At 39.5% G+C, this 13,742-nt stretch carries 16 protein-coding genes; 7 read left to right on the top strand and 9 right to left on the bottom strand.

All coding sequences use genetic code 11. The annotated features are described in order from the left end of the window. Positions 1 to 106: 106 nt before the first annotated feature. A complete protein-coding gene (locus tag LY624_RS20280) occupies positions 107 to 487 on the top strand; it encodes a glyoxalase (protein WP_130151880.1) in 381 nt (126 codons plus the stop codon). Here LY624_RS20280 and LY624_RS20275 read toward each other — a convergent pair. Next, positions 484 to 909: a MarR family winged helix-turn-helix transcriptional regulator gene (locus tag LY624_RS20275; protein ID WP_130151881.1), complete on the bottom strand. Its 426-nt coding sequence runs from the start codon at positions 907 to 909 to the stop codon at positions 484 to 486. The genes LY624_RS20280 and LY624_RS20275 overlap by 4 nt on opposite strands. A 191-nt stretch (positions 910 to 1,100) precedes the next feature. On the opposite strand from LY624_RS20275, the gene LY624_RS20270 reads away from it, so the two are divergent. Continuing rightward, entirely contained in the window at positions 1,101 to 2,099 is a 999-nt protein-coding gene (locus LY624_RS20270; RefSeq protein ID WP_341804502.1) for an NADP-dependent oxidoreductase, read from the top strand. Positions 2,100 to 2,144: 45 nt separating this feature from the next. Here the strand turns inward: LY624_RS20270 and LY624_RS20265 are convergent, their stop codons facing one another. Beyond that, complete coding sequence (locus tag LY624_RS20265; protein WP_237119225.1) at positions 2,145 to 2,660, bottom strand: TFIIB-type zinc ribbon-containing protein; 516 nt, start codon at positions 2,658 to 2,660, stop codon at positions 2,145 to 2,147. 21 nt (positions 2,661 to 2,681) lie between these two features. Then, the gene (locus LY624_RS20260; RefSeq protein WP_130152426.1) at positions 2,682 to 3,269 is read right to left on the bottom strand and encodes a DUF4202 domain-containing protein; all 588 of its coding nucleotides are present in this window, start codon (positions 3,267 to 3,269) and stop codon (positions 2,682 to 2,684) included. A 279-nt stretch (positions 3,270 to 3,548) separates the two neighbouring features. On the opposite strand from LY624_RS20260, the gene LY624_RS20255 reads away from it, so the two are divergent. Beyond that, positions 3,549 to 5,957 (top strand): bifunctional diguanylate cyclase/phosphodiesterase, encoded by a 2,409-nt coding sequence (locus LY624_RS20255; protein ID WP_341804501.1) that lies wholly within the window; start codon positions 3,549 to 3,551, stop codon positions 5,955 to 5,957. Here the strand turns inward: LY624_RS20255 and LY624_RS20250 are convergent. Beyond that, complete coding sequence (locus tag LY624_RS20250; RefSeq protein ID WP_341804500.1) at positions 5,932 to 6,396, bottom strand: TlpA family protein disulfide reductase; 465 nt, start codon at positions 6,394 to 6,396, stop codon at positions 5,932 to 5,934. The two genes, LY624_RS20255 and LY624_RS20250, sit on opposite strands and share 26 nt — an antisense overlap. A 151-nt stretch (positions 6,397 to 6,547) precedes the next feature. On the opposite strand from LY624_RS20250, the gene LY624_RS20245 reads away from it, so the two are divergent. Next, on the top strand, positions 6,548 to 6,883 hold the full coding sequence (locus tag LY624_RS20245) for a zinc ribbon domain-containing protein YjdM (protein ID WP_130151886.1): 336 nt from the start codon (positions 6,548 to 6,550) through the stop codon (positions 6,881 to 6,883). A gap of 324 nt (positions 6,884 to 7,207) precedes the next feature. Here LY624_RS20245 and LY624_RS20240 read toward each other — a convergent pair whose 3' ends face one another. Beyond that, on the bottom strand, positions 7,208 to 8,113 hold the full coding sequence (locus LY624_RS20240) for a DMT family transporter (protein ID WP_341804499.1): 906 nt from the start codon (positions 8,111 to 8,113) through the stop codon (positions 7,208 to 7,210). Between the two features lie 100 nt (positions 8,114 to 8,213). Here LY624_RS20240 and LY624_RS20235 point away from each other — a divergent pair, with 100 nt between their 5' ends. Further along, on the top strand, positions 8,214 to 9,113 hold the full coding sequence (locus LY624_RS20235; protein ID WP_341804498.1) for a LysR family transcriptional regulator: 900 nt from the start codon (positions 8,214 to 8,216) through the stop codon (positions 9,111 to 9,113). 129 nt (positions 9,114 to 9,242) lie between these two features. On the opposite strand, the gene LY624_RS20230 is transcribed toward LY624_RS20235, so the two are convergent. Then, on the bottom strand, positions 9,243 to 9,605 hold the full coding sequence (locus tag LY624_RS20230; RefSeq protein ID WP_341804497.1) for a MerR family transcriptional regulator: 363 nt from the start codon (positions 9,603 to 9,605) through the stop codon (positions 9,243 to 9,245). A gap of 74 nt (positions 9,606 to 9,679) precedes the next feature. Here LY624_RS20230 and LY624_RS20225 point away from each other — a divergent pair, with 74 nt between their 5' ends. Further along, a complete protein-coding gene (locus tag LY624_RS20225; RefSeq protein WP_341804496.1) occupies positions 9,680 to 10,564 on the top strand; it encodes an alpha/beta hydrolase family protein in 885 nt (294 codons plus the stop codon). Beyond that, positions 10,539 to 10,940: a hypothetical protein gene (locus tag LY624_RS20220; RefSeq protein ID WP_341804495.1), complete on the top strand. Its 402-nt coding sequence runs from the start codon at positions 10,539 to 10,541 to the stop codon at positions 10,938 to 10,940. The genes LY624_RS20225 and LY624_RS20220 overlap by 26 nt, the downstream gene beginning before the upstream one ends. Positions 10,941 to 10,943: 3 nt before the next feature. Here LY624_RS20220 and rsgA read toward each other — a convergent pair whose 3' ends face one another. From rsgA to LY624_RS20205, 3 genes are read right to left on the bottom strand one after another with little or no spacing between them, the layout of a single operon-like run. Continuing rightward, a complete protein-coding gene (rsgA, locus tag LY624_RS20215) occupies positions 10,944 to 11,984 on the bottom strand; it encodes a ribosome small subunit-dependent GTPase A (RefSeq protein WP_341804494.1) in 1,041 nt (346 codons plus the stop codon). A gap of 5 nt (positions 11,985 to 11,989) precedes the next feature. Next, the gene (locus tag LY624_RS20210) at positions 11,990 to 12,529 is read right to left on the bottom strand and encodes a GNAT family N-acetyltransferase (RefSeq protein ID WP_130151894.1); all 540 of its coding nucleotides are present in this window, start codon (positions 12,527 to 12,529) and stop codon (positions 11,990 to 11,992) included. Beyond that, positions 12,526 to 13,707, bottom strand: a complete 1,182-nt coding sequence (locus LY624_RS20205) for a MerR family transcriptional regulator (protein ID WP_341804493.1) — start codon at positions 13,705 to 13,707, stop codon at positions 12,526 to 12,528. The genes LY624_RS20210 and LY624_RS20205 overlap by 4 nt, the downstream gene beginning before the upstream one ends. Positions 13,708 to 13,742: the final 35 nt, after the last annotated feature.

Below are 13,742 nucleotides of genomic sequence, written 5' to 3'. Positions count from 1 at the left end.
TTAAGATGAAAACCTTGTAATTAACACTTACAAGGTTTTTTTATCTCTGCAAAATCGTTAAAAGTATGCTTTATTTAAAGAATCAATAATCACTTAGAGTGTACAAATGGAGTTTATAAGTCAGGTTATTTACGTCGATAACGTAGAAGAAGTACTCGACTTTTACTATCAAGCATTTGCTTTAAATACCAATCATATTAGTGACGATGCAGAGTATGGCGAGCTCGTAACGGGCACGGTGAAATTAGCATTTGCCACTCACCCATATGCCCAATCGTATTTTAAACAAGGCTACATTCGCGCCCACCCAAAGCAACCTGCGCTTGGATTTGAGCTACGTTTTAATTGTAAGAACTTAGTTGAAAGCTACGATAAAGCTGTGCTTGCTGGAGCAGAACCTTTATGTCCACCAACCAAAAAAGATGCTCAGCACTATGCCTATGTTCGCGCAATCGAGGGTACCCTCATTTGTCTAATAGAGCTTTAGCTTTTTGTTAGATCTGAGTGGAGCTCTAATGTAAGTAGGCGAAGTTGCTCTAAGCGTTCCAAGCTCATATTTGAGCGCGCCATTAATTGTGAGGTAAGTTCTTCAGCGTCAGTTTTCAGCTGCATGCCCTGCCCTGTTAACGAAATCACTTTTTTTCGTTCATCTTCACTAGACACTTGGCGAGTTAATAAGCCTTTTCCTTCAAGACGCTTAACAATGGGCGTTAACGTACCTGAATCTAGATGGGTATCACGCGAAAGCTCTTTTAAACTCACTTGATTCTTGTACCAAAGAGAATGCATCACGATGTACTGTGGGTAAGTTAAATCATAAGCTTCAAGAATTGGCCGAAACGCTCTGATCAATGCATTAGTCGCACTGTATAGCGTAAAGCATACATTGTCTGAAAGATTTTGACTCATAGTATTACCTTTGCGTGAAATAGGTGGCTATTATTACGTTAATTTAGTTTGCGCGCAAATTATTTTATCAGATCACTTGCTATTTTATAAAAAGATCATTAAATTGATCGCAAATAGTTTGCGCGCAAACATTTTGCACCCATCTAAATTTATAGCAATCACTTTTAATGGTTAATACACCCGAGGTTTTTATGGTTACAAGTCAACAAATTCATTTGGTTTCACGCCCTACAGGTATCCCAACACATGACAATTTTTCACTCGTTAATATCCAACTTCCTGATTTAAAAGATGGCGAAGTACTTATCAAGAATACTTGGATGTCGGTTGATCCGTATATGCGTCCACGTATGATTGACCGTGAGTCATATATTGCACCATTTAAGTTAAATGAAGTTATGGAAGCTGGTGCTATCGGCGAAGTGATTGAATCTCGTAATGATCAATTTCCTGTTGGCAGTAAAGTAAGCCATATTAGCGGTTGGCGCACCGAGCATATTAGTGATGGTAGCGATTTAACATTACTGCCAGATGTGCCACTACCTGATCAACTATTCTTGAGTACCATGGGCATGACAGGCTTAACTGCATGGGCTGGCCTGACTAAAGTCATCACACTAAAAGAAACAGATACGGTATTTGTATCAGCTGCCTCTGGTGCTGTTGGTAGCGTAGTGTGTCAAATTGCTAAACTCAAAGGATGTAAGGTTATTGCATCTGTTGGCTCTGACGAAAAAGCGCAAATGGTAAAAGAGTTAGGCGTAGATGAAGTTATTAATTACAAAACGGTAGATAACCTCACTCAGGCACTAAAACAAGCTGCTCCAGAAGGGATTGATGTTTATTTTGAAAATGTCGGCGGCGAGCACTTAGAGGCTGCGCTCAATGTCATGAATGATTATGGCCGCATTCCTGTATGTGGCATGATCTCTGGCTACAATAACGATACTGCACAGCCTGGACCAAGTAATCTATTTTTCATAAACTCTAAAAAGCTTACTGTTCAAGGGTTTATTGTTATTGATTACTTTGACCAGTTTCCTGAATTTATTGAGCAAATGAGCGCATGGATGAGTGAGGGTAAAATTAAATCTGAAGAAACGATTTACCAAGGCATTGAAAATGCTGTTGATGCATTTCTTGGCTTATTTGAGGGTAAAAATAAAGGTAAAATGTTAGTTAAGTTATAAAGTTAGCAAAAGCCTGTGCACTTTTTTGTGGCAGGCTTTGCTCATCTAGTCGCTTAATAAAGACAAATACGCAAGCTCTGCGAGCTTTTGCAGGTTCGAATTTTCACCGGCAGCAGACTTTTCTACATGAATATGATGACGCCGTTTTGGGATTTTAACTTGAATAAAGCCATTGTTATTTGCCATGTCGATACGCAGCATTTCACGCTCTTTTGGGGTTAGGTGATTCTCATGAATTTTTTCAAGTTCCCCATTATCTAGCCAAATTGCAGCGCAGTTCGGACACTCATCAATTTCCACCACTTTGAGCGGGGTAAAAAAGCGCCGCATCATGACAACATCAGGACACTTAGGGCAGTGAATCCGCTTATTTAAATCTATTGACTCTAGTGGCAGAGTTTGTAAATGAGCCACCAGCACTTGTGCGGGCTTTAACCTTGGATCGCTGAAATGAAAGATTTGTCGATTATCAAAAAACACACCGCCAGTTGGGGATAAATAAACCTTAATATCACCAATAGTGGTTTCTTCAAGCGCTACTTTTGTTCGCGGGCAATACATTTTACATCCTTGTTTGTTACTTTAGCTTAGTGCTTTTGTAATTAATGGTTTAAGCGGCTCTGGTAATTTAATGTTACCAGCGAGTACAAATTCATGTGCCTTGTCCGACATTTTTTGCCATGTTTTACGAATAATGCCCAGCCATTTTTGCTCATCGTAATCAGGTTTGCTACTTGCAAAATCAAGCATGTAATGTTCAATAAACACAAGACTTGCGATATCTTCAATGAGTTGGCTGTCGGGGTTACGTTTTATATTCTTTTTAGCGACTGCCGCATAGACACGCTCGCATTCATCTGACGAATAGCCTGCCTGTTGCATTAACGTCGTAACACGTTCAGCATGAAAATCATATAAAGCAGTACGCCATTGATAGTAGCCTTGTTTTCCTAATGGAAAGTCACTTCGAGGGGAGCGCCAACGTTCAATGTGTTGTCCGTGGGCTGCGATACACATCAATTCATCTGCCGATGGATTAAAACGCTGCAACATCTCACTCATACGCATCGCGTAGAGACTCTCTTTGGCATAGGGATTCCCATCTACAGTCACTTTATTAGGGTCTGCAGCATTCGCTTTATCTATGGCTTTAATCACACTTTGGTACATTGCTTTTACACTTCTCAATTTCAAGTTACTGTTTCTCGGTACAAATATTTGTACTTTAAACAGTAATAAACGTCCAATTTTATGCCTACTAACTAGACAATAAAACAACCCTAAACTAGTATTTTTAAGAGCCTGCTCAATACTTAAATTGCAATATTAATCGGGAATACGAACTCTTTGCGAAATAATAACAAATCCTCACTTAGTGTGATCTCTTTCATTCTAACTTTTTGCTTATTTTCGATTATTGCATATAAAGTTTATCTCGACAGACAAACAATGCATCGTATTGAGCAAGAGTCTGTTCTTGATAGTTATACAAGCGATTTAAAAACAAACCTAGAAACGGCATTGCTCGGCCCTTACTTAATTAGAGATGCGATGCGTGATAACAGCTATACCAAAACACAGTTTGAAACACTCGCCAAGCATATCCTTAAACATAGTGACGGTAGTCAAACCATTCAACTCGCTCCAAATGGTGTTATTACTTATAGTTATCCGCTTGTTACACACGAAGGAGTCATTAACAGTAATTTGTTTGCTGTCCCTTCAATAAAACCCTCTTTAGAAAAAGCCATTCAAACTGAGCAAATGCAGCTTGATGGCCCAAAGCAACTCTCTCAAGGGGGAGCAGGGTTAGTTGCCCGCTTACCTATATTCAACAAAGACTCTTTCTGGGGATTTAGTATTGTAGTGCTTCGCTTTCCTGAATTCATTAATAAAATAAAATTAAAACATGTATCCCACTCCCATATTATCGAAGTGTGGCAAAACAACGATGGGAACTATATTCCTTTACTAGGAGAGCATGCGTTTAATAATGCTAAATGGGAAACACGTTCACTACCGGTCAAAAATCAATTATGGGTTGTAGGGATAAAAGATGAATTTGAATATCGTGCTTATGCTGAGATAGGCATATTAACCTTTATTGTTTTAGTTTTTTCATCTTTAATAAGTTACTTAATTAGCATTACTTTTCGCCTACGCGAACATGAAAAAAACTTAGAGTCATTGCTAACAAAGCGAACCAATGAACTTTCTGAGCAAGCTCTAGCCTTAAAACAAGCCCAAACACTGAGCGGTGTAGGCAGTTGGTACATTTCGCCTTACAGTGAATCGAGACATCTTTCTGCGCAAGCAACTAAATTATTTAAAACGAAGTCACCTAAGCAGCCAATCCAACAAGTATGCGACCAAATCGATAATACCTACAAAAATGCATTTCTTAATTTTATTAACGCTAAACCAGCCAGCCCCAGTGAGCTTGAGTACACAATAAAAATCAATGGTGAACAACGCTGGTTTCATGAGTATGCTGAATGGAATAACAAAACAAAAACCTTGGTGGGAACAGTAGAAGATATTAGTGCTGAAAAGCAAAAACAGCATGAACTGTATCAACAAGCTCATTTTGATCCCATAACGGGGTTAGCAAACCGTCACTACAGCGAAAAATATATCACCAGCCTATGCCCTAAAAACCAATACAATTCAGGTTTAACTCTAATTTGCCTAGAAATTAAAGGCTATAGGCAAATTGAAGACATGTACGGATATAAGGCGTCAAATGAACTACAAAAAGCCTTAGCCAATCGCTTAATTGAGTTTGCAGAGCAACACCAAGCATTCTGCTCTCATATTAAGTCAGGCTGCTTTATGCTCTTGCTAAAAGAAGGCGTTTTTGACGAAGAACTTGCGATTCTCATCGATGAGCTACAACACCGTGTCGCAGGGCTGATTGAAACAGCGGGCACAGCCCATTTTTATCATTTTTATGTTGGCATAGGCTATCCGCACTTACAGAATTTAGATGCAGCAGAGCAAATTAACACAACGTTAATTGCCATGAATGAATGCCATCGACAGAAAAAAGCCTACACCATTTACAGTCAGTCTCTTAAAGACAAATTAATCGCACAAAGTGATTTAGAAAGTGACTTAAGGCATGCACTTTCAACCGATAAACAACTTAGTATGGTGTATCAACCCATTGTAAATACAAAAGATGGAAAACTGATAGGTTGCGAGGCACTTGTTCGCTGGCAACATCCTGTACGAGGTTTTGTATCTCCACAGGAGTTTATCGCCATTGCTGAGCAATCTGAGCTAATTAACCTCCTTTCACGCTGGATTGTCGCAAGAGTCGCAAAAGATTGCCACAGCCTAGTGGAGAACAATATCCATGTAAAAATGTCGATCAACTTATCACGCAAACAGTTTTCAGATGCGCACCTTGTTAATCGACTAACAAGTGAAAAAGCGCAGCTGTTTCCTGCTACACAAAAAATTAATTTAGAAATTACCGAATCAGCGCTATTTCAAAATACACAGTATGCCATTAGTTTAATGCATGAACTCAAGGCCGTTGGATTTGACTTATCACTTGATGACTTTGGCACTGGCTATTCATCACTCGCCTCGATTCAACAATTCCCATTGGATAATGTAAAAATAGACCGCGCCTTTATTTGTAACTGTGTTGAAAATCCACGCGATGGTTTATTTTTGCAGACCATGAGTGACTTAGCCCATCAATTGAATCTGACTATCACAGCTGAAGGGGTTGAGAGTTCAGAGCAGTGGGAGCTGGTCAGCGATAAAAGCATTGATTATGTGCAAGGGTATTTAATTTCAATGCCTTTACCGATTGAGGAGTTTATAAAATTTGACCCTGAATTGTGAGATCAACAGCAATACTTTGCTTTGGTTTCTCAATCATACGCACAAGCTCTTTTTCACCATCGCTGACAATGATGGTAGGCGTATAACGTACATCGTATTGCTTAGCCAGACCATTAGGGTCGAGTTTATCATAGCCTACCGCCACCAAACGCAGCGAATCTAACTGTACCTTTGCAGCATTGAGTAATTTTAAAAAGCGCGGTACTTCGCGTTTTGAGTCATGACACCAAGTACCCAAAAATACCAATACTTGCTTACCTTGCAGTGCTTTAATTTTTACAAGCTCTTCTTCGCTTGGCGAAAAGCTCTCATACTCTTTATTAAATGCAGGGTAATCTTTAAGCAAATCATCGGTGGTAATGTCTCCTCTGTGAGGGGCATCCGTTGCATAAGCCATACTTGAAAATAGCACTAATAAAGCAGCTAAAAATCGTATCATTATTATATTTCCCTTTCATAAAGCTGTATCACATTAACTTAGACAAAACTCGTTAATTTAATAAAATCAACGCTCATAAATGAGCAAACAATCGAATCCTTTTGCCAAAACGGTTAAACTACGAAGAATCAAATGATTAAGAGTGAAGTGTATGTCTTATCCTCCCTGTCCACAATGTAATTCGGAATATGTTTATCCGGAACAAAATAATCTTATCTGCCCAGAGTGCGCCCATGAATGGAATCCTGATGCGGTCAATGAAGATGATATCATCAATGTAAAAGACGCTAACGGCACGTTATTGGCTGATGGCGACAAAGTAACCGTTGCAAAAGACTTAAAAATCAAAGGCAGCTCACAAGTCATTAAAATCGGCACCAAAGCGTTAATCCGCCGAGTGCTTGATAAAAAAGATCACGAACTCGACTGTAAAGTTGATGGTGTCGGTGAAATGATGGTGACAGCTAAGTTCGTTAAAAAAGCCTAGAATTGAGCCAACCTTTTGCTAACTTAAAAGTGGCTCAATAGCCATATCAGAAAACTATTTGTTATAGACTAAGTTTGGTCTATGACAAATATCATTAATTTCTAAAATTAGCATGCCTTTGCTACTTTTAGTCTTTTCTGTGCTCAACCTTTATAAACTCAGAACAGCTAAACTCTAGGACACTTCTGCTTGTAGCTTACCCATATACCTAATTTAATTTCTACTTCTGAAGGCTTTTAATAAGCCTTGGCATTTTTCCAACCTGACGAACTATTATCTATATGCAAATAACAAAAAGACTGAAACTATTGTTGAACTCTCGCATCAACTTCGATTGCGATGGGTTTGCATTAAGCAGGCTGCAACAATAAAACTGATGCCAAGCAATTGCTGACCATTTACAGGGTTGTTTAAAACTGTAAGTTGTAACAAGTAAGAAAATACCACTGAAGTATAAATTAAGGGAGCAAGTTCAGAGCCTGTTGATACAAGTTTATAGGCTGTACTTCTGAAATACTGTGTTGCACTACTAAAAGTCGCCATTAAGACCAGTAAGCCAACAATCACCCATGTAGTTTTATTACTAAAAATATCTTCAGGCACAGCAAAATCAAATATCAATTCGTTCGCTATTACAGGTAAAGCAAATAACACAACACTGAGTAATGAGGCCATCAAGAAACAAAGTCCATTAGCAACTAAAATAGGTGTTTTCTCTTTGCTTATCTGAAATAAACATACTTGTGAACACGCATTAAAAAAGCCTGCAGCCAAGCCTATCAGTAGCTCCCAGCGTAATAAAAACCCTTGCTCGGTCATACTTTGAATGATCAACCCTATCATCATTAACAACAAAGTCGGCACGACAAATAAGTCGATTTCTCGCTTGAAAATTAAGTATTCGAGTAAGGGAATAAACAAAGGCCCTGTGCTAAAAAGTACCACAGCCTCGATTAGCGTAAGTTTGTAAAGCGCCAAAATAAAAAAACCTTGGCACAAGGTGATAAAAACAGCGCGTAGCATCACATTTTTTAATGTAGAAAAACTAACATAATGCCAAAACCGCATTCGCGCCGTTGCTAACATTAAGCAACCTGGTAAGAGCAACCTTAAAAACAACAGTAAAATAATTGGCAGCATGGGGGTTAACAGCTGGGTAACCAGTCCATTCAGTGCTAGAGTGAGGGTAGATAACAGCATTAACGCACTAGAGCGGTGACTAATATTCATTTAGATTGCTTATAAAGCGAGTAGATAATAGTAACGATACGCTTTGCTGAAATTATAAAAAGCGAATAAAATCGCATTAATATGTAAGAAAAACTAACATATGAAACACAATATCCCACTCAAATCCTTATACAGTTTCATTGCCGTTGCAGAGACTGGCAGCATGGTTAAAGCCGCAGATTCAATTCACGTTAGTCACTCGGCTATCAGCCAAGCAATCAAGTCTCTTGAACAACAGCTTGAGGTAAAACTATTCGATAGAGTTGGTAGACAAGTGTATTTAAATGATGCTGGAAAACTATATTATCAGCGCGTTTCGCCCGCCGTTCAGGCCATCATTTCGGCAAGCGAAGAAGTTAAAAATAAAGACAAAGAGCATCATTCAATTTCACTCAACATGGTGAATTCTTTGGCATTACATTGGTGGATACCACGAGTTGATAAGCTACAAAATTGCTATGCTGAGCTAGATATTCGCTTATCAAACTTTGTTGGTGATGTTGATCTCGAAAGGCGCAACATCGACATGGCTATTTTTCAGGGCGATCCGCAAAATTGGCAAAAGTACCACTGTGAGAAGTTAGCAGATGATGAACTTGTTTTAGTTTGCAGCCCTACATTAATAAAGTCAGAACCTACAAACAACATCAATGAACTATTAAACCGCTTTCCAGCCATTCAGGTACTCAATGCCCGCAGAAATAATAACTGGCAGATTTGGGCTGAGCATAACCACATTGCCTGCCCTAAAGCACAAAAAAACCGTTCTTTTGAAACCACAGCTCAAGCATTGCAAGCTGTAACGAGAGAACTTGGCCTACTGGTTACCCATAAGCAATTTGTTTTAGAAAAGCTCGAATATGGCGAATTAGTGCAGCTAGGCAGTGCAGTAATCCATCCGCAGCAGTCATTTTTCTATGCCTGCAAAGCTGACAAATTAAAACATACTAGCATTCAACAATTGATCGCATGGCTTAAAAGTGAGTTTGTAGCAAGTTAGCAAAATTGTAGTAACGATTTTATATCGCGTAGAATTAATTACTTTTACATTGAATAATTTGTCTAGCTCCAGCAATAAAGACCAATTAAAAACTATCTTATTTAAAGCTAGTTATATGCCAAAACGTGATTAGCTTAACTTATCTTTATACTCACACATGCCTTTTAAAGCATGGTCGATTAAGGCTTTTATGTTCGTCAGCTCAGCGATTTTGGCGTCTATTTCTTTACTTTTTTCAATCAATTTGGCGGCCATAGCCTGCTGAGTTAAATTGTTTTTGCCAAGTAGCTGCGTGAGTTCTTTGATCTCTTTTAAAGTGAAACCTAGGTTTTTAGCCATTGTGATCATGTTGAGCTGCTCAACTGTTTTCTCACTATAAATGCGATAGCCATTCACATCTCTTGAAGGTGGTGGGATCAACTGCTCTTTTTCATAAAAACGAATGGTGTCTTTTGTGAGGCCGGTTAATTGCGTGACTTGCTTGGTTTTCATAAAAATACGCTTGACTGTAGAGTAAGCTCCACAGTTTATGCTCAACTCATTCTTCTATCAATACTAATAAAAAAATGAATACATCGATTAGTGCTACAACAGCCGATAACGTCACTTTAAATGGCACTCATTTTGCGGCCAACAACCCTAAAGCAACGGTGCTATTAAACCCAGGTACAGCAACAAAAACCACCTACTATTTACCGTTTGCGGAGTTCTTAGTCAGCCAAGGTTTCGATGTGGTTGTTTGGAATTACCGGGGCTTTTGCGAATCGAAAACAAGCCAGTTAAAAGGCTGTAGTTATCAATATTCAGATATTGGCCGCTTTGATATGCCAGCCATGATTGATAAAGCTAAAAGCATCAATCCTACTCTGCCACTTTATTGCGTTGGTCATAGTGCTGGCGGTCAGCAAATAGGTTTAGCTGCCAATTACCAAAAGCTTGATGCTCTTGTTGCTGTTGCTGTTTCTGCCGGATACTTTGGTTATATGCCAACCGGTTACCGTATTAAAGCTAACTTCTTCTTTCGTTTATTTTCGCCGATTACGGGGGCATTATTTAAATACGTGCCCGCTAAAAAAATGAATTTTATGGAAGACTTACCCGTTGGCTTTACTCGTGAATGGTCGGCGTGGTGTAGAGAAAAGCAGTTGTTTTTCTCAAATAAGTTTTACGGTAAATCGATTGCCGAAGGTACCTATAAAAACTTTGATATTCCGACCTATGTCTTTACCGCCGACGACGATGAAATCTGTACCGAGCAAAATGTGCATAACTTTTGGCGCAATGTAACCAGCAAACACCCTATTGCTTTTAAGCGTTATCAATCTGCACAATTACCCGCTGAAAAAGTAGGCCACTTTGGCTATTTCAGAAAACATAATCAAGCAATTTGGCATGACATATTAACCGCGTTAAATGAGACTCATAATGCAAAACAAAGCAGTACTATTTAAACAACATGCTCGTTTACTCTTTATTGTACTAGCGAACTTTATCGCCAGTATTTTACATTATGTGCACAATATTATGTATTTTGAGCACTATCCTGAACCTGACTGGCTTGCAGCAAACGTGGTCGACTACTTTTGGTTTATCATGACTTTTGTTGGCTTATATGCGCTGCTCTGTTTAGCTAAGCAACGCATTAAACACGCCATGTGGCTGCTCTATCTTTATGCTGTGATGAACATGTTATCGGTACTGCATTATGCGGTTGATAGCGATAACGTTATGACAACCGCAATGCATGTATTAATTTGGCTAGAAACCGTTGTTGCTATTTGGCTCATTGTTTTCGTTGCAAAAACACGCTTAGCAATAACCAACTAGCGGTCACTCTTGAGTCTTTTTAATTGACCTATTTTGCTTTTGAACAGTATTAACCATTTTTGAAAACGCGCGCTGCTTGGCGCGCTTTTCAGCCATGGTGGCATTGTTGCGCTCATTTTCAGCTAACAACTTACGGTAATTTTCTAAGCGTCTTGTTGATAATGAGCTCATTTCAATTGCTTTAATAACAGCGCAGCCCGGCTCTGTTTGGTGTTGGCAATCTTTAAATCGACAGGTACTTGCGAGTAGCTCAACATCTTCAAATGCACGTTCAATACCTTGCTTTGAATCACTTAATTGCAATTCTCGCATACCCGGTGTGTCCATCAATAACGCACCATTAGGCAACCCTTTAATCGATCTAAAGGTTGTTGTATGGCGGCCTTTGCTATCTTGTTCACGAATACCTGCTGTTTTTAATTCATCGGAACCAAGTAGTGCATTAACAATGGTCGATTTACCTACTCCAGATGAGCCCATAAATGCGAGCGTTTGCCCCTTTCGACAATAAGGTGTAAGTAAGTCACAGCCCTCTTCTTTTAACGCATTAATAGCAATAACACTCAAAAGAGAGTCGAGGTTTTGCACTTGCTGACAGTACTTTTCAACGTCTGGGCAAGTATCAGCTTTAGTTAACACTACCACAGGCTCAATGTGGGCATTTTTAACCAAGGCTAAATATCGCTCTATCCTATTTAAGCTAAAGTCATCATTAAGCGATGTAACAATAAACACGGTATCAATATTCGCTGCGATTAATTGAAACTCATGTTTAGAGCCTGCTGCCTTGCGCTTAATGATTGAAGCTCTTTCTAGTACCCGTAAAATACGCGAATCATCAAATACCACCCAGTCACCTACACAAATTTGTTCAAGACTCGGTGTTAAAGCAAATCGCACCGTGCCCTGCTCGCCAAGCAATACGACCTCTGTTTTGTGATGCTCAACAACACGCCCTAAATGGCCGTTTTCTAGCTCACCTAAACTCAACTGTTGTTGAAAGAAAGGTCGCATGCCTAATTCTATCAGTGATAGTGTTTGCATAGTGTTTACCAAAGCTGTGGATTATCGAGTGGTTTTAGGCAACTTGGCTTACCAGTAATTGGCAAAATTTCGTCATCTAAAACCGGTTTAGCAAGCCAACCTTTTGGGTAAGATAAGTTATGAGGTGCTTGAATAATTTCTTCACTCACAACGGAAAACCCGACTTTTCCATAAAAGTTGATATCACCATAGGTCATCACTAGGCTGACCTTTTGTTCAGATAACTTATCGCAGCCAAATTGGATCAGCTTTTGTCCTATGCCTTGTCCCTGACAATCCGTTGCCACTGCAACAGGTGAGAGTAAAAACACCTCTTTAGCGTGCGCAAACTGTAAACGCGACAGCACAATAGCGCCCACGATCCGTTGCTCATCTGTCGCGACAAACACATATAAATCAGTTGATGGATATGGCTCAGCTAAAAAGTCAGTGACTAAACGAGCAACTTGCTCGCCTTCTTGTTTTGACTCAGACGCACTAAATGTTGCCAAGTAAAGCGCAATAATGTCGCTTTTTTGGCTCTGTTCGTAAATTGAAAAATTCACTTAGACTCCTTAAGTTTTAAAATAAAATAGTGATAAGTAAAGTTTTGCCCAGTCTCATTTTCGTAAAGAGCAATTTCTGTTTGTATGTCTTTTACAGCTTGAGACTCACTTATCGATGGCGGTAACTCAGCAAGGCGCGCCTTGAGTGGTTGCCAATAGTTTTGCCAAGCTTGCTGATCCAGCGAAAACAGCCCTATAAGCTCATAGCCAAGCTCATCAAATAAAGCAACGCGACTTTCGATTGATTGCATATCTGGGTAATTCGCTTGCCAGTACTCTTTAACCGCCATTTCAGGCTGACTGTTAAGCCAAACTAAATCACTGACCACAATTACCCCATCACGGCGAAGAAACTGTTTCCAGCTTGATAATGCGCTTTGCACCCCCATGACATACACGCACCCTTCAGCCCAAATAACATCGAATGAATTTGCTTTAAAAGGCAGTGCAGTCATCGATGCGCACGTCAAAGACACACGCTCAGCCAATTGCTCTTTGTGCAATCGCTCCTGTAAATAAGCAAGTGCCGATGACTCATTATCTAAAGCTGTGATCTTGGCATCAGTTTGCTTGGCGATTAGTAATGTTGATGAGCCTTTACCACAGCCAATTTCTAAAATTTGTTTGGCATTGTTAGGAACAGCAGCAATAGCTTTTAACGTGGCTTCTTTGCTACCAGGTCCCCATCGCTCTAATGGCTCAAACACAGTCATAAAATCGTGCATGTAGCTTTCATGATCACTCATATCTTTTGATAACCAACGAAGCCGCAATGCCTCTTTTTCTGTGTATCCTTGCTTTAACAACCAATTTAAATGTGCACTTGGCGCACGCTTATTTAGCTCATCATGTAAGTGTTTTTGAGAGCGTTCGCCAAGCAAGCTTAATAACAAATCTTTGGCTTGTAACTTAGCGGTAATTTCATCTTCAAGTTGTGCTAAGCGCTGTTGCAAAATAGCTTTATCTAGCTCTACATCTAGACAGCTCTGACATTCTTTTAAGGTTAACCCCGCGCTTTGTAACTGCTGTATCAAAACCAAGCGTTGTAAATCAGCCTCGCTGTAATAGCGATACCCATTTGCAAGCCGGCGCCCTTGAATGATTTTAAGCTTCTCGTAATACAACACAGCCGTGCGCGACAAACCAAGTTTTGCTGCTAACTCTGAAATTAAATACATGATGAAATAGGCCTATAAGGCTTTTGAATACAATA

This window comes from Pseudoalteromonas sp. N1230-9, assembly GCF_032716425.1.
GTDB lineage: Bacteria > Pseudomonadota > Gammaproteobacteria > Enterobacterales > Alteromonadaceae > Pseudoalteromonas.
This window is presented reverse-complemented; position numbering and strand designations above follow the sequence as displayed.

Excerpts from the sequence above, each read along its gene's own strand:
- LY624_RS20205 (WP_341804493.1), bottom strand. The coding sequence starts at position 13,707 with ATGTATTTAATTTCAGAGTTAGCAGCAAAACTTGGTTTGTCGCGCACG.
- LY624_RS20245 (WP_130151886.1), top strand. The coding sequence starts at position 6,548 with ATGTCTTATCCTCCCTGTCCACAATGTAATTCGGAATATGTTTATCCG.
- LY624_RS20265 (WP_237119225.1), bottom strand. The coding sequence starts at position 2,660 with ATGTATTGCCCGCGAACAAAAGTAGCGCTTGAAGAAACCACTATTGGT.
- LY624_RS20270 (WP_341804502.1), top strand. The coding sequence starts at position 1,101 with ATGGTTACAAGTCAACAAATTCATTTGGTTTCACGCCCTACAGGTATC.
- LY624_RS20235 (WP_341804498.1), top strand. The coding sequence starts at position 8,214 with ATGAAACACAATATCCCACTCAAATCCTTATACAGTTTCATTGCCGTT.
- LY624_RS20220 (WP_341804495.1), top strand. The coding sequence starts at position 10,539 with ATGCAAAACAAAGCAGTACTATTTAAACAACATGCTCGTTTACTCTTT.
- LY624_RS20240 (WP_341804499.1), bottom strand. The coding sequence starts at position 8,113 with ATGAATATTAGTCACCGCTCTAGTGCGTTAATGCTGTTATCTACCCTC.
- LY624_RS20250 (WP_341804500.1), bottom strand. The coding sequence starts at position 6,396 with ATGATACGATTTTTAGCTGCTTTATTAGTGCTATTTTCAAGTATGGCT.
- LY624_RS20230 (WP_341804497.1), bottom strand. The coding sequence starts at position 9,605 with ATGAAAACCAAGCAAGTCACGCAATTAACCGGCCTCACAAAAGACACC.
- LY624_RS20280 (WP_130151880.1), top strand. The coding sequence starts at position 107 with ATGGAGTTTATAAGTCAGGTTATTTACGTCGATAACGTAGAAGAAGTA.
- LY624_RS20225 (WP_341804496.1), top strand. The coding sequence starts at position 9,680 with ATGAATACATCGATTAGTGCTACAACAGCCGATAACGTCACTTTAAAT.
- LY624_RS20255 (WP_341804501.1), top strand. The coding sequence starts at position 3,549 with ATGCATCGTATTGAGCAAGAGTCTGTTCTTGATAGTTATACAAGCGAT.
- LY624_RS20275 (WP_130151881.1), bottom strand. The coding sequence starts at position 909 with ATGAGTCAAAATCTTTCAGACAATGTATGCTTTACGCTATACAGTGCG.
- rsgA (WP_341804494.1), bottom strand. The coding sequence starts at position 11,984 with ATGCAAACACTATCACTGATAGAATTAGGCATGCGACCTTTCTTTCAA.
- LY624_RS20260 (WP_130152426.1), bottom strand. The coding sequence starts at position 3,269 with ATGTACCAAAGTGTGATTAAAGCCATAGATAAAGCGAATGCTGCAGAC.